Source organism: Aliiroseovarius sediminis, from assembly GCF_022678485.1.
GTDB lineage: Bacteria > Pseudomonadota > Alphaproteobacteria > Rhodobacterales > Rhodobacteraceae > Aliiroseovarius > Aliiroseovarius sediminis.
Map to the genome: position 1 here is coordinate 56,371 of NZ_JALBYP010000021.1, position 20,953 is coordinate 77,323.

19 protein-coding genes are annotated in these 20,953 nt (G+C 60.8%); 8 read left to right on the plus strand and 11 right to left on the minus strand.

Annotation, left to right across the window (positions count from 1 at the left end; all coding sequences use genetic code 11):
• Positions 1-69: 69 nt before the first annotated feature.
• Complete coding sequence (locus tag MN186_RS02675; RefSeq protein ID WP_242111338.1) at positions 70-669, plus strand: superoxide dismutase; 600 nt, start codon at positions 70-72, stop codon at positions 667-669.
• Positions 670-736: 67 nt separating this feature from the next.
• On the opposite strand, the gene MN186_RS02680 is transcribed toward MN186_RS02675, so the two are convergent.
• Positions 737-2,104 carry a tryptophanase gene (locus MN186_RS02680; protein ID WP_242111339.1) on the minus strand — a complete coding sequence of 456 codons (1,368 nt, stop codon included), beginning with the start codon at positions 2,102-2,104 and terminating at the stop codon, positions 737-739.
• A gap of 207 nt (positions 2,105-2,311) precedes the next feature.
• Here MN186_RS02680 and rarD point away from each other — a divergent pair, with 207 nt between their 5' ends.
• Entirely contained in the window at positions 2,312-3,226 is a 915-nt protein-coding gene (gene rarD, locus MN186_RS02685) for an EamA family transporter RarD (protein ID WP_242111340.1), read from the plus strand.
• Here the strand turns inward: rarD and MN186_RS02690 are convergent.
• On the minus strand, positions 3,190-3,747 hold the full coding sequence (locus MN186_RS02690) for an LOG family protein (protein WP_242111341.1): 558 nt from the start codon (positions 3,745-3,747) through the stop codon (positions 3,190-3,192). The genes rarD and MN186_RS02690 overlap by 37 nt on opposite strands.
• 109 nt (positions 3,748-3,856) lie before the next feature.
• Between MN186_RS02690 and MN186_RS02695 the strand changes: the two genes are divergently transcribed.
• Positions 3,857-4,993 carry a LysM peptidoglycan-binding domain-containing protein gene (locus MN186_RS02695; RefSeq protein WP_242111342.1) on the plus strand — a complete coding sequence of 379 codons (1,137 nt, stop codon included), beginning with the start codon at positions 3,857-3,859 and terminating at the stop codon, positions 4,991-4,993.
• Here the strand turns inward: MN186_RS02695 and MN186_RS02700 are convergent.
• Positions 4,963-5,331, minus strand: a complete 369-nt coding sequence (locus MN186_RS02700) for an ArsR/SmtB family transcription factor (protein WP_242111343.1) — start codon at positions 5,329-5,331, stop codon at positions 4,963-4,965. The two genes, MN186_RS02695 and MN186_RS02700, sit on opposite strands and share 31 nt — an antisense overlap.
• A gap of 86 nt (positions 5,332-5,417) precedes the next feature.
• Here MN186_RS02700 and MN186_RS02705 point away from each other — a divergent pair, with 86 nt between their 5' ends.
• The 5 genes from MN186_RS02705 (at position 5,418) to MN186_RS02725 (ending at position 13,167) form a co-directional block, all read left to right on the plus strand.
• On the plus strand, positions 5,418-7,247 hold the full coding sequence (locus tag MN186_RS02705) for an ABCB family ABC transporter ATP-binding protein/permease (protein ID WP_242111345.1): 1,830 nt from the start codon (positions 5,418-5,420) through the stop codon (positions 7,245-7,247).
• 230 nt (positions 7,248-7,477) lie between these two features.
• The gene (locus tag MN186_RS02710; RefSeq protein WP_242111346.1) at positions 7,478-8,113 is read left to right on the plus strand and encodes a hypothetical protein; all 636 of its coding nucleotides are present in this window, start codon (positions 7,478-7,480) and stop codon (positions 8,111-8,113) included.
• 77 nt (positions 8,114-8,190) lie between these two features.
• Positions 8,191-9,540, plus strand: a complete 1,350-nt coding sequence (locus tag MN186_RS02715; protein ID WP_476726580.1) for a PQQ-like beta-propeller repeat protein — start codon at positions 8,191-8,193, stop codon at positions 9,538-9,540.
• A gap of 47 nt (positions 9,541-9,587) precedes the next feature.
• On the plus strand, positions 9,588-11,045 hold the full coding sequence (gene der / locus MN186_RS02720) for a ribosome biogenesis GTPase Der (RefSeq protein ID WP_242111347.1): 1,458 nt from the start codon (positions 9,588-9,590) through the stop codon (positions 11,043-11,045).
• A 163-nt stretch (positions 11,046-11,208) separates the two neighbouring features.
• The gene (locus MN186_RS02725; protein ID WP_242111348.1) at positions 11,209-13,167 is read left to right on the plus strand and encodes a bifunctional 2',3'-cyclic-nucleotide 2'-phosphodiesterase/3'-nucleotidase; all 1,959 of its coding nucleotides are present in this window, start codon (positions 11,209-11,211) and stop codon (positions 13,165-13,167) included.
• A 56-nt stretch (positions 13,168-13,223) separates the two neighbouring features.
• On the opposite strand, the gene MN186_RS02730 is transcribed toward MN186_RS02725, so the two are convergent.
• The 8 genes from MN186_RS02730 to MN186_RS02765 all read right to left on the minus strand — a co-directional run bounded on the left by MN186_RS02730 (position 13,224) and on the right by MN186_RS02765 (position 20,912).
• Positions 13,224-14,396, minus strand: a complete 1,173-nt coding sequence (locus tag MN186_RS02730; RefSeq protein WP_242111349.1) for a M23 family metallopeptidase — start codon at positions 14,394-14,396, stop codon at positions 13,224-13,226.
• Between the two features lie 123 nt (positions 14,397-14,519).
• Entirely contained in the window at positions 14,520-15,173 is a 654-nt protein-coding gene (locus tag MN186_RS02735; RefSeq protein ID WP_242111350.1) for a protein-L-isoaspartate(D-aspartate) O-methyltransferase, read from the minus strand.
• Complete coding sequence (gene surE, locus MN186_RS02740; RefSeq protein ID WP_242111351.1) at positions 15,170-15,967, minus strand: 5'/3'-nucleotidase SurE; 798 nt, start codon at positions 15,965-15,967, stop codon at positions 15,170-15,172. The genes MN186_RS02735 and surE overlap by 4 nt, the downstream gene beginning before the upstream one ends.
• A gap of 120 nt (positions 15,968-16,087) precedes the next feature.
• Complete coding sequence (locus MN186_RS02745) at positions 16,088-16,741, minus strand: SDR family NAD(P)-dependent oxidoreductase (RefSeq protein ID WP_242111352.1); 654 nt, start codon at positions 16,739-16,741, stop codon at positions 16,088-16,090.
• 64 nt (positions 16,742-16,805) lie between these two features.
• A complete protein-coding gene (gene purF, locus MN186_RS02750; protein WP_242112681.1) occupies positions 16,806-18,260 on the minus strand; it encodes an amidophosphoribosyltransferase in 1,455 nt (484 codons plus the stop codon).
• Positions 18,261-18,423: 163 nt separating this feature from the next.
• Positions 18,424-19,002 carry a CvpA family protein gene (locus MN186_RS02755; protein WP_242111354.1) on the minus strand — a complete coding sequence of 193 codons (579 nt, stop codon included), beginning with the start codon at positions 19,000-19,002 and terminating at the stop codon, positions 18,424-18,426.
• 51 nt (positions 19,003-19,053) lie between these two features.
• Positions 19,054-20,421: a DNA repair protein RadA gene (radA, locus tag MN186_RS02760; RefSeq protein ID WP_242111356.1), complete on the minus strand. Its 1,368-nt coding sequence runs from the start codon at positions 20,419-20,421 to the stop codon at positions 19,054-19,056.
• Between the two features lie 53 nt (positions 20,422-20,474).
• Positions 20,475-20,912: a paraquat-inducible protein A gene (locus MN186_RS02765; RefSeq protein WP_242111357.1), complete on the minus strand. Its 438-nt coding sequence runs from the start codon at positions 20,910-20,912 to the stop codon at positions 20,475-20,477.
• Positions 20,913-20,953: the final 41 nt, after the last annotated feature.

The following is a 20,953-nucleotide window of genomic DNA, read 5'->3' on the forward strand; positions in this document are numbered from 1 at the left end:
CCTTGACCTTCCCCCGTTTGCTACCCCATCTAGAAGGGAACTGAAACACGCATGAACAGGGGGCCCGATATGGCTTTTGAACTTCCCGATCTTCCTTACGCACATGATGCGCTGGCCGAACATGGCATGTCCGCAGAGACGCTGGAATACCACCACGACCTGCACCACAAGGCTTATGTGGACAATGGCAACAAAGCGATTGCCGGAACCGAGTGGGAAAACAAGTCGCTGGAAGAGATTATCACCGGCACTTATGACAAGAACGCTGTCGCCCAGAATGGTATCTTCAATAACATCAGCCAATTGTGGAACCACAACCAGTTTTGGGAAATGATGGGCCCCGGCAAGACCGCGATGCCCGGCGAGCTTGAGAAGGCGATCAAAGACAGCTTTGGCTCGGTCGACGAGTTCAAATCGCAGTTTGCTGCCGCCGGTGCTGGTCAGTTCGGGTCGGGCTGGGCTTGGCTGGTCAAGGATACCGATGGCAGCCTGAAAGTCACCAAGACCGAGAACGGTGTGAACCCGTTGTGCTTTGGTCAAACCGCGCTTCTGGGCTGCGATGTGTGGGAGCATTCATATTACATCGACTTCCGCAACAAGCGTCCGGCCTATCTGGACAACTTCATGAACAACCTTGTGAACTGGGAAAACGTGGCCTCGCGCCTGTAAGCCCTATCACCTCTCATGTTTTGCGCCCATCCGGTAACGGGTGGGCGCATTTGTTTCGGACGGTGGGTTAGCTCAGCGGTTCAAACCTGCAGGTGAAGTGGCGCATCAGCTTGGGCTCCCACGCTATGCGATACCCGGTCAGGCTGTCGCGCATTTCGGCCAGTTCGCCAAAAGCCTCGATGATATAATCCGCGTGGCTTTGGGTATAGGTGCGGCGGGGAAAAGCCAGCCGCACAAGGTCCATCGCGGCGGGCTGTTCCGATCCGTCGGGTTGGCGGCCGAACATCACCGTGCCGATTTCGCAACTGCGCACACCCGCGATTTCGTAAAGCGCGACGGCCAACGCCTGACCGGGGTATTCGGTCGGCGGAATATGGGACAGCCAACTGCGCGCATCGACAAACACCGCGTGGCCGCCTGCGGGCTTGACCACCGGCACGCCCAACGCATCGAGCCTTTCGATGATGTATTCGTTGGTGCGGATGCGGTAGCGCAGGTAATCCTCGTCCACGATCTCGCTCAGGCCTTGGGCCAGCGCGTCCAGATCGCGCCCGGCCAATCCGCCATAGGTGGGAAAGCCCTCGGTCCGGATCAGGTGGGCGCGGGCGGTGTCGGCCAACGTGTCATCGTTCAGGGCGAGCCAGCCGCCGATATTGCCGAACGCATCCTTCTTGGCGGACATGGTCATGCCATCGGCGGGCGCGAAGCAATCGCGCACGATATCCGGGATTGAACGGTCCTGCTGTCCCGGTTCGCGGCACTTGATGAACCATGCGTTTTCGGCGAACCGGCAACCGTCTATGAAAAAGGGTTTGCCATGCGCGCGGGCGGTGCGGGCGACAGCCTGGATATTCTCAAGGCTGACGGGCTGGCCGCCGCCTGCGTTGTTGGTGATGGTCAGCATCACGCAAGGCACCGCGTCGCCATGCTCGTTCAGACAAGCCTCCAGCTTGTCGATGTTCATGTTGCCTTTGAATGGATGCTCAGATGCGGGGTCTTTGCCTTCGTCGATGACCAGATCGACCGCCTGCGCGCCCGAGGCTTCGATATTGCCGCGGGTGGTGTCGAAATGGGTGTTTGACGGGATTACGCGCCCCTTGCCGCCAAACATCGAGAACAAAATGGCCTCGGCGGCGCGTCCTTGGTGGGTGGGGATGATGTGGCGAAAGGGCATGAGCGCCGTGACCGCATCGCGGAATCGGTGAAAACTGGGCGATCCCGCATAGCTTTCGTCGCCGCGCATGATCGCGGCCCATTGTTCGGACGACATCGCACCAGTGCCGCTGTCGGTAAGAAGGTCGATCAGGACGTCGTCGGCATCCAGCGCAAACAGGTTGTAATGGCAATCCCGGATCAGTGCCTCGCGCTCGGGCCGCGTGGTCATGCGGATCGGTTCGACCGATTTGATGCGGAAGGGTTCGATGATGGTTTTCATGGGCAGGGCCTTTCCTTGACGGGGCCCTTGAATATCGCGGCAACCTGACAACGCGAAAGGGACCCCAGCGCCACGGTTGCTCGCCGATGACGAACCGCGCTCAGCGCCCTTCAGATTGCTCGTGATTTCTGTCACAGGGGGCTTGCACCCGTCAAGACTTACGGCGCAGTCTGACCGGGGATGATGTGTAAATCTGGGGCAGACGGGATGGGTGACACAATAAAAGGCGTATGTGCCATCATTTGCGCCTGCCTTGTCTGGGGCTCGTCACCGCTTTACTATAAATTGCTTGAACATGTGCCGCCGCTGGAATTGCTGTGCCATCGCACGCTGTGGTCGTTGGCCATCTTCGGCGTGCTGTTGTCGCTGCAAGGGCGGCTGGGGCAGGTGGGGGCGCTGCTTCGGGGGCGCACGGCGTTTTTGGTTGCACTTGCGGCGTTGGTGATTTCGATCAATTGGGGCGGGTTCATCTTGTCTGTCCAGATCGGCATGGTGGTCGAAGCCAGCCTTGGCTATTTCATCTTCCCGCTGCTCATGGTGGTTTTTGGACGGCTGTTTTTTGGCGAGCTGATCACCACCGGCAAGGCGACCGCGTTGGCGCTTGCCACGGTTGCGGTCACAACGCTGACGCTTGGGCTTGGTGTGGCGCCGTGGCTGTCATTTCTGCTGGGCGGTACCTTTGCCACTTATGGCGTGATCAAGAAAACCGTCATCGCGGGCCCTATCGTGTCCGTCACGACCGAGGTTTTGATATTGGCGCCGCTTGCGGTGATCTGGCTTCTTGGTACGCATTTCGCGGGCTGGGAAGGGATCGTGGGCCGGAATGGAGCGGTCTTTGGCACCGACCTTTGGGACAGCATGCTGCTGGTTGCATCGGGTCTGATCACGGCGGTCCCGTTGGTGTTGTTCAGCTATGCGTCGCGCCGGTTGGCCCTGTCCACCGTGGGGTTGGTGCAATACCTGAACCCCAGCTTACAGTTCACCTTCGCCGTTTCCGTTTTGGGTGAAACGGTTACTGTCTGGCACATGATCGCCTTCCCGCTGATCTGGCTGGCGCTCGCCATTTATTCAGCGGAAGCCTTCCGTCAGGACAGGGCGTCGCGCAGGGCTGTGATCGCCTGATCCACATCTGTCACCACGGTGACGAACCCGCGCAGAGTATCTTCGGCAAAGCCCTGATCAATCACATGGTCCAGCAGTCCAATCAGCGGGTCCCAGAACCCTTCGATGTTCAAAAGCAGGATCGGCTTTTGGTGTAGGCCCAGCTGGCGCCATGTCAGCACTTCGAAAAACTCGTCCAGCGATCCGGCGCCGCCCGGCATGACCACCACGGCGTCCGAGTTCATGAACATGACCTTCTTCCGTTCGTGCATGTTTTCGGTCACGATCAGGGTCGTCAGGTCGTGTTTCCTGACCTCGCGGTGCATCAGGTGCGAGGGCACGACGCCAAGGGTGGGCGCGCCGGCACGCTGCGCCGCGTTGGCCACCGCGCCCATCATCCCCACATCGCCTGCGCCGTAGACCAGCCGCCAGCTATTGTCCGCGAAGGCGGCTCCAAGGGCGGCGGCGGCTTTGCGAAAAGCCGGTTTGTCGCCGAACCGCGCGCCGCAATAAACGCAGACCGATGCCTTGTGATGTATCATGGTTGTCCCCTACTTCTGTCCGCTGAATGATCTTTTGACCGGTGTTAGCGGTATTGCTAGAGTTCAACAAGAAGGCGCGACGCAAAGAGCGGCCATTCAGGGAGCGCATATGACAGAGAAGACGAGCGGCGCCAGAAAGGCGACAGGGCTTTTGGTCGCCGCAGGTGTCGGGCTTGTGGCGCTCGGCGTGGTAGCTTGGTTTTTCTGGACGCAGGAAAAACCGACAAGCGCGCAAGAGGCGCAGTCTCCGGCGCAAGATACGACCAAGCTCGACATTACCACCGAGCCGGAGGAACAAGCTGCCGCGCCCGATGCCTCGCACAATACTGATAAACAGCAATTCCCAGCGGCATCGTCGGGTTTCGACGTGGTCCGCGTGGAGCCGGATGGCAGCGCAGTTGTGGCGGGTCACGCAAGGCCCGGCAGCACGATTCAACTGACCCTGAACGGTGACACGCTGGAAGATGTGACGGTTGGGGCGGATGGCAATTTCGTTGCGCTTCTGGATTTGCCTGTGGAAACCCCCGGTGCGCTTGGTTTCCAGACGTTGGATGATGGCGGGCAGGTCACGGGCGCGACACCGCAAACCGTTCTGATCGCGCCGGTAACTACGCCGCCTATGGCGACAGATGCCGCATCGTCCGAGGTCGAAGCCCCCACATCGTCGCCCGACGACGAGGCCGCACCGACCGGTGCAGCGCCTCAGGTGGTGCTGGCCGACGAAGGTGGCGTGTCGGTTATGCAAGACGGCAGTGGCAGCCCCAAGGTGGACAATATCGTGATTGACGCGATCACTTATGATGACGCGGGCGATGTCGCCTTGTCGGGCCGCGCGCAGAGCGGGGCCGATCTGCGGGTTTATCTGGACAACAAACCAATCAGCGCGGGCGAAGTGACTGTGGGCGGGCAATGGCGCGTCCCTTTGCCCAAGGTTGATGGTGGCGTCTATACGTTGCGTGTGGACGAACTGGCGCCGGATGGAACGGTCACGTCACGCGTAGAGACGCCGTTCAAGCGTGAAGAACCCGCCCAACTGGCGGCGGTCGCTAGTGCCGGGTCGGCCGCCCCCAAGGCGCGGGCCGAGGCGGTGACGGTCCAACCCGGATCGACCCTGTGGGCCATCGCCCGCGAGCATTTGGGCGAGGGGCCGCTTTATGTCCGGGTCTTTGCGGCGAACCGCGACCAGATCCGCGACCCTGACCTGATCTATCCTGGTCAGGTTTTTGCGATACCGGGGGAAGAATAAACGCCCGCGCGGTCCTTGGCGTTGATGTCATCGGTGCAGGCGCAAATGTCGGGATGGCGGGCGCAGCAATCGTTCAGCAAATAAGCAATGACACCGCCCAGGGCGGCGCGGTTGGCCGTATAAATCACATGCCGGGACGCCTTGCGCGACTTGAGAAGTCCCGCCTGTTCCAGTTGTGACAGGTGGAACGACAGGCCCGAGGCGGACACGCCAAGCGCCTCGGAAATGGCGCCTGCAGCCAGGCCATCATCGCCGCGAGCCACAAGCAGACGCACGATTTCCAGCCGGGTATCATGGGCCATTGCGGACAGGGATTTGAGGACTCGACTCTGTTCCATATTTCAATTATCGGTGAAATATTGAAATAACACAAGCCCCCGCGTCGATTAGACGGCGGGGCTTTCCAGTCAGTAGAAGGTTTCGCATGGCACCCTCTCGCATTACGTCGTCGGACGGGCCAGAAAACGGTTGGCGCACGATCAAACGCGTCGCCCCCTATCTTTGGCCGCAGGAACATCCTTGGGTGAAGCGCAGGGTGGTGATTGCGATGGCGCTTCTGGTCGCGTCCAAGGTCATATCCGTTCTGGTGCCGGTGATCTATAAAGGGGCGGTCGATACGCTGGGGGGAGAGGCAACCAGCGAAGCGTGGACGCTGGGCCTTGGCGCCATCGGACTGACCGTCGCATATGGCATGGCGCGGATCATGACCAACGGGTTCCAGCAACTGCGCGATGCGGTGTTTGCCCGCGTCGGTCAGCGCGCCCTGCGCCAACTGGCGCTTGAGACCTTCACTCATATTCACCGCCTGTCGATGCGTTATCACATCACGCGCAAGACGGGTGGCTTGTCGCGGATCATCGAACGTGGCGTGAAGGGCGTGGAGTTTCTGCTGCGCTTCATGCTGTTCTCGGTCGGCCCGCTCGTGCTTGAACTTGCGATGGTCGCCGCCATCCTGTTTTTCGCCTTCGACGTTTGGTATCTGGCGGTCGTGGCCCTGACCATTGCGGTCTATGTCTGGTTTACCTTCAAGGTGACGGAATGGCGCGTCCGCATCCGCAAGGAAATGAACGATCAGGACACGGACGCCAACCAAAAAGCCATCGACAGCCTGCTGAACTTTGAAACCGTCAAATATTTCGGGGCCGAGGCGCGCGAAGCCTCGCGCTATGACATGGCGATGGCGGGTTACGAACGCGCGGCGCTCAAAACCTCGTACTCGCTGGCGCTTCTGAATTTCGGGCAGGTGCTGCTGATCACGCTGGGTCTGATCGGGGTCATGGTGCTGGCGGCGGTCGGGGTGCAGCGGGGCGATCTGACTGTGGGCGATTTTGTCATGGTCAATGCCTATATGATCCAGATCACCATGCCGCTGAACTTTCTTGGCACCGTCTATCGCGAAATTCGTCAGTCTCTTGTCGATATGGGAGAGATGTTTGACCTGTTGGAACAGCCGGCAGAGGTGAAAGACAAGCCCGGCGCACCCGAGATCAAGGTCAACGGCGGGGCTTTGAAGCTGGACGATCTGCGTTTTGGCTATAACCCCAAAAGACCCATCCTGAAGGGCGTGTCCATTGACGTACCGGCGGGCAAGAGCGTTGCGATCGTCGGCCCGTCGGGGTCGGGAAAATCGACCATCGGGCGGCTGCTGTTTCGGTTCTATGACGTGAATGGCGGCAGCCTGTCGATTGACGGGCAGGATGTGCGTGACGTGACCCAGGACAGCCTGCACGGTGTCGTCGGTGTGGTGCCGCAGGACACGGTTCTGTTCAACGACAGCGTTTATTACAATATCGCCTATGGCCGTCCCGACGCCACCCGCGCCGAGGTCGAAGCCGCAGCCAAGGCCGCCAGAATCCACGATTTCATCCAAAGCCTGCCCGACGGATATGACACGCAGGTGGGCGAACGCGGCCTGAAGCTGTCCGGCGGCGAGAAACAGCGCGTCGGCATTGCGCGCACGCTTTTGAAGAACCCGCCGATCCTACTGCTGGACGAGGCGACATCGGCGCTGGACACCCAGACCGAGCGCGACATTCAGGAAAGTCTGCGCGAGATGGGGCAGGGTCGCACCGTGATTACCATTGCGCACCGCCTGTCCACCATCGTCGACGCCGACGAGATCGTGGTACTGGAAGCTGGCGAAGTGGTCGAGCGTGGCAGTCACGAAAGCTTGCTGGAAAAAGGTGGGCGCTATGCTTCGATGTGGGCACGTCAAGCCAGCGAGGATGACGCAACGGATATCGCAGCAGCCTGATCCGCGCCGTTGCTCTCCTTAGCGTGCGGTGGTGGGGGGCATCTTCCGTGGGCGCATATGCCAGGGCTTTTCGTGCGGTCCACCATGTTCATATGCGCCTTTCTGTCCAAACTGGCAAAGTCCAATCCGCCGCGTTACCGCCGCCGTAAGACATCAGGGCCATGCGCCCCCTTGGCATCTGCGCTGGGTTGGGGCAAAAGGGGGAAAGTTCTGAACCCGGAGGCCCAACCGTGAGCGAAACCGACACTTTCATTGATGAAGTCAGCGAAGAGGTTCGCCGCGACAAACTGTATGCCTTGATGCGCAAATACGGCTGGATCGCCATCGCGCTGGTCTTGCTTTTGGTGGGCGGCGCTGCGTTCAACGAATGGCGTAAGGCCAGCGAACGGACCCAAGCGCAGGCGCTGGGCGATGCCATTCTGGCGGCCGAGGAGCAGACCGACCCTAAAAGCCGCACCGCTGCGTTGGCTGAAATTAACGCCCAGGGCGACGCTGCCGCCGTGGTCGCCATGTTGTCGGCGACCGAAGGCGCAGACGCCGCCGAGGCGCTTCGCGGTTTGGCCGACAATCCCGACCTTGATCCGCTTTACCGCGATCTGGCTCAGTTAAAACTGGTTTCGATGCCGGGCGCGAGCCTTGATCTGACCGAACGGCGCGCGCGACTTGAATCGTTGGCCGTGGCCGGCGCGCCGTTTCGCACGTTGGCCGAAGAACAACTGGCGCTGGTCGAGGTCGAAGAAGGCCAGACCGACGCTGCCATCGCACGCCTTAAGGCGCTTTTGCAGGATGACGGGGCGTCTGGCCCCTTGCGCCGCAGGGCATCTCAGTTGATTGTAGCGCTGGGCGGGGTTGCCGAGACATCCTGATCAACGTCCTGACCATCGTCGCGCGGGTCACATTGCCGCGTCAGACGTCATTATTTGGGTATCCCGGGGGGCATAACGTGAAGTTGAAACAAAGCGCCGGAATTTTGGTTTCCTTAAGCCTTTTGGCCGCCTGTTCGCAGCAGGAATACATCCTGCCGGGCGAACGCGAAGACCTGCGCAGCCCGAACCCGCAGACCCTTGGGGCCGAGGCCGTATCGCAAACCGCTGCCGCGGTTGAAGGGGCAGGACGCCAGGATGGACCGCGCCCGATTTCCTTGCCGCGTACGATCAATCACGCAAGCTGGACCCATCTGGGTGGCAGCTTGACCCACCAAGTACAGCACCCCGCCCTGTCGCCCGCGCCAAAACTGTTGTTCGCGGCGTCGATCGGGCAGGGCAATGACCGCAAGCACCGCATCACAGCAGAACCTGTGGTCGCAGGCGGACGCATTTTCACGTTGGATAGCCGCGCGCAAGTGGTGGCGACAGCAACCTCGGGCGCGACCGTGTGGTCACGTGACCTTACGCCGCCATCGGACCGGTCGGATGATGCATCGGGCGGCGGTCTGGCCTATGCGAATGGCACGGTTTTTGTGACCTCGGGCTTTGGCTTGGTCAGCGCGCTGGATGCCGCGACCGGCAAGGTCAAATGGCAACAGAAGATGGATGCCCCCGGATCGGGCGCGCCGTCCGTATCGGGCGGGCTGGTTTATGTGGTTAGCCGCGATAACAGCGCGTGGGCGATTGACGCGGCTAACGGTCGCGTGAAGTGGCGCCTGTCCGGCACACCCAGTCAGGAAGGCATCGTGGGTGTTTCTTCGCCGGCTGTGACGGACCGGTTGGTGCTGCTTCCTTTCGCCTCGGGAGAGGTGGTGGCGGCTTTGAAAAAAGGCGGTGCGCGTACATGGTCCAGCCTGCTGGCGGGCGAACGGGCGGGGCGCGCTTATTCGCTGGTCACGGATATCACGGGCGAACCTGTCGTCAAAGACGGCGTGGTTTATACCGGCAACCCGGTTGGGCGTACGGTCGCGATGGATATGTCCGGCGAACGGCTGTGGACCGCCAAAGAAGGCGCGGTCAGCCCTGTCTGGGTCACCGGAGGGTCGGTCTTTCTGGTCTCGGACGAGGCGCAGTTGGTGCGGTTGAATGCCAAGACCGGCGAACGCATCTGGGGCGTTCCGTTGCCGCATTACACCAAGGCGAAAAAGCGTAAGCGCAAGGCGATTTACGCCAACCTTGGCCCGGTTCTGGCGGGCGGCAGGCTTTGGGTTGCCTCGTCCGACGGTGTGATGCGCGGTTTTAATCCGGTGAACGGCGCGCTGGTCAGCCAAGTGGCCATTCCTGGCGGCGCGGCAACCCGTCCCGTGGTCGTGAACGGCACCGCTTATCTGGTGGCGCGCAACGGCAAACTTCTGGCTTTGCGCTGACCCGTAAACCGTGTATGCGGGGCGCTTGACGTGACCCGGAGACCGATATGACCTTCACCCTTGCCATTGTGGGACGCCCCAATGTGGGCAAATCCACCCTGTTCAACCGGTTGGTCGGCAAACGTCTGGCCTTGGTCGATGACCAGCCCGGCGTGACCCGTGACCTGCGTGAAGGCGACGCGCGGTTGGGCGATCTGCGCTTTACCGTGATCGACAGCGCCGGGTTGGAAGAAGCCACCGACGACAGCCTTCAGGGCCGGATGCGGCGGTTGACTGAACGCGCAGTCGAAATGGCAGATGCCTGCCTGTTTTTGGTCGATGCCCGCGCCGGTATCCTGCCTTCAGATGAGGTGTTCGCCGACATTTTGCGCCGCAAGAACGCCCACGTGATTCTGGCCGCCAACAAGTCCGAAGGCAAAGCCGGCGAGGCCGGGTATTTGGAGGCCTTCTCGCTGGGACTGGGCGAGCCGATCCGCCTGTCGGCCGAACATGGCGAGGGGATGGGCGAATTGATGGATGTACTGCGCCCGATCTCGGAGGAATTCGAGGAACGCACCGCTGCCACGGCACCGGAAACGGACGTAGATGTTGACGAGGACGCAGACGACGGCCCGCGCGTTCCCACGCAGGACAAACCTTTGCAGGTCGCCGTGATTGGCCGGCCAAACGCGGGCAAATCGACGCTGATCAACAAGCTGGTCGGCGAAGAACGTCTGCTGACCGGGCCAGAGGCCGGGATCACCCGCGACGCAATTTCATTGCGCTTTGACTGGGGCGGGGTGCCCACGCGCATTTTCGACACCGCAGGGATGCGCAAACGTGCCAAGGTGCAGGAAAAGATCGAAAAACTCTCTGTTTCAGACGGGCTGCGGGCGGTAAAATTTGCCGAGGTCGTGGTGGTCCTGCTGGATGCTGCTATTCCCTTTGAACAACAGGATTTGCGCATCGCGGATCTGGCTGAGCGTGAAGGGCGGGCCGTGGTTGTCGCGGTCAACAAATGGGATGTCGAAACCGAAAAACAGACCAAGTTGAAAGATCTGAAAGAGGCATTTGACCGTCTGCTTCCGCAACTGCGCGGCGCGCCGCTGGTAACAATATCGGCCAAGACGGGGCGAGGGTTGGATCGCTTGCATGCCGCTGTCATGCGGGCGCATGACATCTGGAACCGCCGCGTGAAAACTGCCCAGTTGAACGGCTGGCTGGCTGAAATGATTGCAGCCCATCCACCCCCTGCGCCGGGCGGTCGGCGGATCAAGCTGCGCTATATGACGCAGGTTAAAACGCGCCCGCCGGGCTTCGTGGTGATGTGTTCCCATCCCGAAAAACTGCCCGACAGCTATAGCCGATATCTGATCAACGGACTGCGCGAGGATTTCGACATGCCCGGTACGCCCATCCGCCTGATGATGCGCGGGCAGGGGGATCAGAACCCCTATAAAAACCGAAAAAAATCGACACCATCGCGGTTGCGCAAGCACTTGGGCAAGGGGCGTGCAGACGACTAACCTCAATTAAGTAGATGTAAACATTAAAGAATCAGCGCCCCGATGATCATCACGATCGGCGGGGCGCTGCCGTTTTCGCCTGTTTGAATTTGCCAAACCGGCCCTTTCGCTGCCATGATGAAGGTTGATCCAGTTTCCCAACCGTCTGCACCGGAGGTGCCCCATGTCCCTTACCCTATCGCGTCGCGGCTTTCTGGCTGGTACCGCTGGCTTTATTGCGCTTCATCCCTTCTCGCTCCGCGCATCGCCCAACCAGGCGCATCTGCGGATAATGGAGACAACGGATTTGCACGTTCACGTCTTCCCCTATGACTATTATGCGGATCGCGAGGTTGATACGGTCGGTCTGGCCCGCACCGCGTCCCTGATCGGCGATATCAGGGCCGAGGCGACGAACTCGCTGCTTCTGGACAACGGCGATTTCCTGCAAGGCAATCCGATGGGCGATTACATCGCGTATGAGCGGGGTATGAAGGAGGGCGACGCGCACCCCATTATTACTGCCATGAACACGTTGGGTTTTGATGCGTCGACCTTGGGCAACCATGAATTCAACTATGGCCTGGATTTCATGATGAAATCTCTGTCGGGGGCAGGGTTTCCCGTTGTCTGCGCCAATGTGGCCAAGAAGCTGGGCGCCACACCGCGCGAGGATGACACCCTTCTGCCGCCCTATGTGATCGTCGATCGCGAAATCACCAACGGCGGCGGCACTGTCCAGCCCATTCGGATCGGCTTCATCGGCTTTGTACCGCCCCAGATCATGAACTGGGATCGGCAACATCTGGAAGGCAACGTAATGGCGCGGGACATTGTCGAAGCTGCGCGCGCATACGTCCCGCAGATGCGCGAAGAAGGCGCCGATTTGGTCATCGCCCTGTCTCATTCCGGCATTGGTGCGGCCGAGCATAGCGACGGAATGGAAAATGCCTCGATCCCGCTGGCGGCGGTTGAGGGGATTGACGCCGTGTTGACGGGCCATTCGCACCTTGTGTTCCCGTCCTCGACCTATGCCGACTTCGCGGGCGCCGATGTTGATGCGGGCACCTTAATGGGCATTCCCGCGGTGATGGGCGGTTTCTGGGGCTCGCATATGGGTTTGATTGATCTAATGCTGGAACATGATGGTGGCGCGTGGCGTGTGGTGTCGCATACGTCCGAGGCGCGCCCGATCTATGAGCGGGGCGAGGATCGGTCGGTCGCACCGCTGGTGGAAAGCAACGCCGAGGTGTTGGCGTCGGTCCAGAAAGAGCATGACGAGACACTGGAATACGTGCGCCGGGCAGTGGGTAAGACCGAAGCCCCGCTGCATTCCTATTTCGCGCTGGTTGCTGACGACCCGTCTGTGCAGATCGTGTCGAACGCGCAGACTTGGTATATCGAACAGATGATGAAAGGGACCGTACATGAAGGGCTGCCGATCCTGTCTGCCGCGGCACCCTTCAAGGCTGGTGGACGCGGGGGGCCGGATTACTACACGGATGTTGATGTAGGCGACGTGGCAATCAAGAACGTGGCCGATCTGTACCTCTATCCCAACACGGTGCGGGCGGTGCGGATCAATGGTGCAACAGTGCGCGAGTGGTTGGAACGCTCGGCAGGCATGTTCAACCAGATTGAACCGGGGGCTGATGATGCGGTGCTTCTGAACCCCGAGATGCCATCTTACAATTATGATGTGATGGACGGTGTGAGCTATCAGATCGACCTGAGCCAACCGGCCCGATACAACAAGGACGGCGAGGTGGTCGCACCGGGTGCGCACCGGATCGTCAACTTGAAGTTCGACGGAAAAGAAATTGACGAAGAACAGGAATTCATCATCGCAACTAACAATTACCGCGCGGGCGGCGGGGGCAGTTTCCCCGGCGCTGGTGGCGATACGACGATCTTTGAGGGGCCGGATACCAACCGCGACGTGATCGTGCGCTATATCGTCGAGAAAGGCACGATCAATCCGAAGGCGGACGGAAACTGGACCTTTGCACCAATGGAAAACACCAGCGTTCTGTTCGAAACCGGGCCTGCCGCTGCTAAACACGCCGCATCCGTGCCCGGCGTTACCATCGAAGAAGCAGGGATGTCCGACAGCGGATTTGCCCTGTTCCGCATCACTTTGTGATCTTGCAACGAAAAAGGGGCGACCGATTGGCCGCCCCGCTTTGATATCGTTACCGATCAGTTCAGGTAAGGCATCGGGTCAACCGGCTCGGTGCCTTTGAACACAAGGAACTGGATCGCGTTATATTGGTTCTTGGATGCCGACGCGATCTGCTGACCGCGTTTCACTTTCTGGCCCTTCTTGACCTTGATACCTTCAACGAAGCTATAGGCGCTTTGGGTGCCGTCGCCGTGGTCGATGACCACGATCTCTTCGCCCTCGACATCCTTGGAGACCAACCGGACAGTGCCGCTGGCGGCGGCCTTGACGGCGGTACCGGGCTTTGCCGACACAAGAATATAACCGGCTTTTTCAGCGTCAAACAGGCTTGTCACCTTGCCCGGCACAGGCAGCGACATACGTGCGGTGCTGGCGGTGGTGCGGGTTTCTTCAAGCTTGGGCGAGGTTGGTGCCGACGCCTTTTTCGGCGCTTTTTCGTCCTTGGGTAAAGGCGTGGTCGCCGATGGCGGGGTCGGTGTGGCAGAACCCTGGCCGGGCGTGCTGACGCTGGCTGTTTGCACAGGCGCGGCAACCTTGACAGGGATCATCAGATATTGACCTTCGCGCACGTCCAGGCTGGCGCCCAACCCGTTCCAGTCGGCCAGCGCCCGAACCGACACACCATATTTGCGCGCGATCGAATAAGCTGTTTCGCCGCGTTTTACCTGGTGACGCGTCGGTTGTTCGCCCGAGCTGGGCGCAGCTGGTTGGGCAGCCGAGTTGCTTGAACGATCAATCGCGTCGCCCGCCAGCGTGGTGATGTCGATGTTATCGTTGGGCTGAATGACGCCCGATGCGGATTCGGCCACGCGCCGCGGCAAGGCCAATACCTCGCCTTCGCGCAGCCGGGCCTCGACCGAGATGCCGTTATAGCGCCCCAATTCTGTCGGGGCCATGCCGATGCGGCTTGCAACCTGCGCCACCGTGTCGCCGCGCCGGGCGACAGCGACCTGATAGCCGGGATAGGAAATCACCCCGCGCGCATCCGCCTTGGGGCGGGCGGCGGTCGTGGCACCTTCAGCGGCTGCGGTCGTAGATAACCCGCCGGGCGCAAACCTGCGCATGTCCATGTCAAAATTTCCGTCACAGGCCGTCAGTCCCACCAGCAGCCCCAACAGGGACGCAGAGCGGATATGGCGCCGCCGCACGGGACGGGGCGCACGCGGGTCGGTCGTGCTTGAGTGTGGCATTGCTCGTTCTTCCTCGATCCATTGGCCTGTTGTCAGGCTCTGGTTGCGACCCTTTGCGGGCCTTTTACTGAATTGCGGGACGTTCGTCCCACGAGTCCGGTCGCCCGGCGTGTTGTTCTGGCCTCAGTCCTGCCCCAGCCCTTCCAGAAGGGGGACGAACCGCACCGGCAGGAGTTCGTCATAGTCAAACCCGTCTTCCGTCCGTGTCACCTTTATCAGGCTCTGGACGGCATCGGACTGACCCACCGGCACGATCATGATACCGCCTATGGCAAGCTGCGCCAAGAGGGGACCGGGCGGGTCCTCGGCGGCGGCGGTCACGATAATGCGGTCGAAAGGTGCCTGATCGGGCAGGCCGCGTGACCCGTCGCCAATGATTGCGGTAATGTTGTGCAGGTCCATCGACGCAAACAGTTCGCGCGCCTCACGCACCAATCGTTGATGGCGGTCGATCGTATAGACCCGGCGTGCCAGCCGCGACAGGATCGCCGCCTGATAGCCCGATCCGGTGCCGACCTCCAAAACCTTGTCGCGCGGGTTGATCTGCGCGGCCTGCGTCATCAGCCCGACCACCGAGGGTTGCGAGATTGTCTGCCCGCAAGCGATGGGCAGCGGCATGTCCTCGTACGCGCGTTCTGCGAACAGGCCGCGCACAAAAAGGCCGCGGTCGATTTCCTCCATCGCGGTCAGGACGCGCGGGTTCGTTACCCCCTTCGAGCGAAGGGCGAACAGGAACTGCATCTTGCGTTCGGCGTCCGTCGCGTTGGATTGGTTCATTCAAACAGCGTCCCCAACGCGTCCAGTTGATCATGGGCTGTCAGATCGGCCCGCATCGGTGTGACCGAGATATAGCCGTCAAGATTCAGCGTCACATCCATTCCGGGGGCGGACGGGGTGCCTTGTGGCCCGCCCTTGATCCACAAGAATTTCCGCCCCGACGGGCTGTTCTGTGCGTCCAGCCCGAAAAACGCATCCCGACGCCAGCCTTGCGGCGCGGCCTTGATGCCCTTGACCAGATCGGCGGAAACGGGGGGAAAGTTCACGTTGTAAAACAGCCGGTAATCCGCCCCGTGTTCCCAAGGCGCATCCGCCAGCAACCTGCGCACGACATCGCGACCGCATGTGGCGGCAGCTTCGAAGATGTTGTCCAAACCCTTGGTGCCGTTGCCCATATATTGCGACAAGGCGATGGCGGGAATGCCTTGCAACGCGGCCTCCATCGCGGCGCCAAGCGTGCCGGAGTAGAGAGCGTTCTCGGCCGAGTTGTTGCCCCGGTTCACACCCGAAATCACAAGGTCGGGCCGTTCGGGCATCACGTCATAGATCGCGGCGATCACGCAATCGGCGGGGCTGCCTTCGGCGGCAAAGCGGCGCGGGGCATGTTCGGCAATCATGAAGGGATGTGTGTAGGAAATGCAGTGCCCGACGCCGGATTGTTCGAACGCGGGGGCGACGGTCCAGACCTCGGCTTTAGAACCGGCTATATCGCGGGCGATGTCTTGGGCGATGGCTTCTGCCACCTCCAGACCGGGCGCGTGTATACCGTCGTCATTGGTGATGAGAATGCGCATGTTTTGCCCTTCGGCCTAGCCTGTGTTGCGGTTCTTGACCCTCAATAAAACAGCTTGGCGCGCGCGGCAAGCACGGCAGGTGCGTGCGTCGCTGTTGCGGGTCCAATCGGGTAACTCGGCTCAGGCCAGCCCCGCCTCGGACAGGATGCGCAGCGCCTCGGTGTCGACGGCGGCCAGTTTGCTGCGATCCTCGCCGGGGAAAAACCGGGCCCGCATGGAGGTTGCCAGCGGTTTGGGTTCGGCGATGACGATGCGCGGTCCGATCTTGGCGTTTTCAGCAGCCCAACTGCGCACCAGCGCCATTTGGGCCGCCTTGGTCGCGCCGTAACCTGCAAAGAACTTCTGCCCGGCATGATCATCGGCAAAGAACAATGCGGTGCTGTCGTCGGTCATCAGCGCGTTAACCATCATGATCAGTGCGCGCGTGGCTTCCACATTGGTGTTCAGGGCTTGCGTCCAGCCCTTGTCGTCAAGGTCTGGCGTTGGCATCAGCGCGGGGCCATAGATCGCGGTGTGCGCCCAGACGTCGATCGGCCCCCAACGATCGTGGATCGAGCGGCACAGATGCGCCATCGCGTCCCGGTTGGTGACATCCATCGGCGCCAGTGTCGCCACGCCGCCCTGGGTCTTGATCTTGTCGTCCAATTCTTCCAGCGCGCCGGTGGTGCGGGCAACGGCAACAACGTGGTGAGTCCTGGATAGCTCAAGTGCGAGGGCCGCACCCAATCCGCGCGAGGCGCCTGTGACCAATGCGATTTTCTGTGTCTCTGTCATGGTGCCGTCTTTTCATTCCCAAACGCCAAGGGCAAGGCCAAAGCAGACCGCCCGACCGGGGGCGTCATTCTGCCGCTTGTTGCAGTTTGAATCCGCTTTCGACCTTGTCGGATGGCGTGACCGGGTATTCCCCCGAAAAACACGCGTCGCAATATTGCGGGCAGTCTTTCTTGCGCCCTGCGGCTTCGCCGACCGCGCGGTAAAGACCGTCGAGCGAGATGAATTTCAGACTGTTCACCTTCAGATGCTCGCGCATCTCGTCTTCGCTCATTGTGGCCGCCAGCAGCTTTTCGCGTTCGGGCGTGTCCACGCCGTAGAAACAGGGCCATGCGGTCGGGGGGGAGGCGATGCGGAAATGCACCTCGGCGGCGCCGGCGTCCAGCATCATGTCCTTGACCTTGCGCGTGGTCGTGCCGCGCACGACGCTGTCATCGACCAGCACCACGCGCTTGCCCTTGATCAGGGCGCGGTTCACGTTCAGCTTCAGGCGCACGCCCATGTTGCGGATCTGTTCGGTCGGTTCAATGAAGGTGCGGCCCATATATTGGTTGCGGATAATCCCCATCGCATAGGGAATGCCGCTTTCTTGACTGTAACCAATGGCCGCGGGCGTGCCGCTGTCGGGGACGGGGCAGACGATGTCGGCGTCCACCGGGTTTTCGCGGGCCAGTTCGACACCAATCTGGCGGCGGGTTTCATAGACGGACCGACCGCCATAAATGCTATCGGGACGCGAGAAATAAACATGCTCGAAAATGCAGAATTTCGAGGGTTTCGGGCGGAAAGGAAAGCGGCTGTCGACGCCATCCGCGCTGATCACGACCATTTCGCCGGGTTCGATCTCGCGGATAAATTCGGCGTTCATGATGTCCAGCGCACAGGTTTCCGACGCCAGAACCCAGCCGTCGCCCAAGCGGCCCAGCACCAACGGACGCACACCATGTGGGTCGCGCACGCCGATCAGCTTGGTGCGGGTCATGGCAACGACCGAAAAAGCGCCTTCGACACGACGCAGCGCGTCCTCCATCCGTTCGGGGATGTTGCGCTGTAGCGAACGGGCCATCAGGTGAATGATGCACTCGCTGTCTGACGAGCTTTGGAAGATCGAGCCACGCTCGACCAGTTCGCGGCGCAGGGCCAAGGCGTTGGTGATGTTGCCGTTATGCGCAATCGCAGCCCCGCCCATGGCAAATTCGCCAAAGAAGGGCTGCACGTCGCGAATGGCCGCGCCCTTCGAGCCCGCGGTGGAATAGCGCACGTGACCGATGGCGACTGGGCCGGGCAGGGTTTCCATCACGCTGGTCTTGGTGAAATTGTCGCGCACATAGCCAAAGCGGCGGACCGAGTTGAAGCCGTAGTCGGGATCGTGGCAGACGATGCCCCCAGCCTCTTGCCCACGATGTTGCAGGGCGTGCAGCCCCAAGGCGACGAAATTGGCGGCATCCGCCAGACCTATGGCGCCGAACACGCCGCATTCCTCTTTCAACTTGTCGTCGTCGAAAGGATGCGCGTGGGGCATAGCCTTGAAGGCGGAAGACATGGTGTCGGACATGGGCAGCGGGCTCCGATTCCGTGGCGTTGGCCCTGTCTTACTGGACCCGTCCGGGTATGTCACGACGCGATCTTTGATCGCCTCCGCGTGCCCGGAAAAGAAAACGCGCCCCGAGGGGCGCGTCGTCATGTCACTCTGTAGGAGCTTGTTGGATTGGCGAGCTGCAGGTGCCGACCAAGTCCTCATATTTCTGGACGATCCAGCCCGGAGCGTCTTCCGGGATCTGTTCATTGATCTTGTCTTGCGTGCGCGCAAAGATCTTGGCGGTGCGGCTGTCATCGACCATCGGGATCGTGTCCGTGGTCACGATGCGATCATAGACAACCAGCGCGATGGCAACCAGCAGCAGGCCGCGCGCAACACCGAAAATAAACCCAAGCGCCTGATCCACTCCGCCAAGTGCTGATCGCTGCACGGCGGACGAAAACAAAGGCGTGAAGATCGACACGATCACCAGCGCCAAGGCAAAGACACCGGCAAAGGCGGCGATCATCGACAATTCGCAACTGTCGGCGATGAAGTCCTTCAGGACCGGGATTTCCTTGACCAACGGCAGGGCGCGGGGGGCAAAGATATAGGCCAGAATGGCCGCCGCGATCCACCCAAGGATGGACATGCCTTCGCGCACGAAGCCGCGCGAATAAGCCAGAATGGCCGAAATCAGGATAACCGCCGCAACGATCCCGTCAATCAAGGTGAAGCCTTCCATGTCGTCTCACTTCGGTCCGAAAAACATCCGTGACCGCCTTTGTTCGTGGGGCTAACCGGCCCCGAAAATCTCACCAACGAACCCGGTCAGGTCCGCCATTTTTTGTATCTTCAGCCCGGAGCCCGAGCCGATCTTGCTGCGCGTGGGCGCAATTGCGGCTGTGAAACCAAGTTTTTGCGCTTCTTTCAACCGATTTTCGGTCTGTCCCACAGGGCGCAACGCCCCTGATAGACTGATTTCGCCAAAAACCACAGTCTCTTTCGGAATTGCAGCGTCCTCGCGCGCGGAAAGTAGCGCCGCCGCCACAGCAAGGTCGGCGGCGGGTTCGGAAATCTTCATGCCGCCAGCGACGTTAAGATAGACATCCAGCCCGGCAAACGGGATGCCGCAGCGGGATTCAAGGACCGCCAAAATCATTGCCAAACGCCCGCTGTCCCAGCCTAGAACCGACCGACGTGGTTGGCTGAGCGAGGAGGGTGCGACCAGCGCCTGAAACTCGACCAACACCGGGCGCGTGCCTTCGATGCCTGCAAACACGACAGAACCGGGGGCGGGGTCTTCGCGGTCGGACAGAAACAGGGCCGAGGGGTTCAGAACCTCAGCCAGCCCTTTACCCGTCATCTCGAACACGCCGATTTCGTCAGCGGGGCCAAAGCGGTTTTTGACCGCGCGCAGGATGCGGAATTGGTGGCCGCGTTCGCCTTCGAAATACAGCACCGTGTCGACCATATGTTCGACCACGCGGGGGCCAGCGATCTGGCCATCCTTGGTGACGTGTCCAACCAGAACGACCGAAATGCCGCGTTTCTTGGCGAAGGTGGTTAGCTCATGGGCGGCGGTGCGCACCTGGCTGACAGACCCCGGCGCGCTGTCGACATGGTCGGCCCACATGGTCTGGATGGAATCAATGATCGCCAGCGCCGGGCGTTCAGTGTCCAGCGTCGTCATGATGTCGCGCAGGTTGGTCTCGGCGGCCAGCCGAACCGGGGCATCGGTCAGACCCAGACGCTGTGCGCGCATCCGCACTTGCGCTGACGCTTCCTCGCCCGAGACATAGATCGTGGGCAGGCCAGACTGCGCGAATTTCGCGGCGGCTTGCAAAAGCAGGGTGGACTTCCCGATGCCGGGGTCGCCGCCTACAAGGATCGCCGATCCGGGCACCAACCCGCCCCCCAATACGCGGTCCAATTCACCCATGCCGCATTCGGTGCGCGGTGGCGGGGTTTCTTCGGTCGACAAGTCAGTTAGTTTGATCGTCGACCCGCGCTTGCCACCCAAGGATTTCGAGGCAGGGCCAGAGCTTAGCGGCACCTCTTCAACGATGGAGTTCCACTCTCCACACGCCTCGCATCGGCCTGACCATTTGGACGAGGACGCGCCGCAGGCGTTACAAGTGAAGGTTTTTTGAGCTTTTGCCATGGGGCTTTCTGCCTGACGGTGCGGGGGTGTGCAAGAGGCGACGAGGCGTCGTTTCAGACCCTTTGTCGCTTGGCCGTTGCAAAGCTGATCGCGATGGAGGCCAGAACGCAGGCGGTGAACAGATACAGGCCCCATCCGGTCTCAATCCTCGCCATGCCGACGCCCTTCACGATCACGATATAAAGCGCGATCAGGAAGATGTCGGCCATCGCCAGTTTGCCGAGGATGTTGAAGACTGGCAGCATTTTACGCCGCATCATGCCGAATTGAATCAGGGCGAGGCCCAAGACCTTCATGATTGGAGCAAAGACTGCAAAGAAGGTGACGAGCAGGGCAAGGATCACGTCAGTGTCCCACAGGGCTTGCAGGCCTGAGATCACGCTGACTTCTTTCAGGCCAAAGAGCGGCAGGTTGATACCCGCCCGCATGAGGGGGGCGAACCACGCAATCGGGAAGGCGATGAGGAGGGTGAGGTTGAGGTATTTGAGCATGGGGAAAACTAGAACCTCGTTACGTTATTGCAACGTCCATG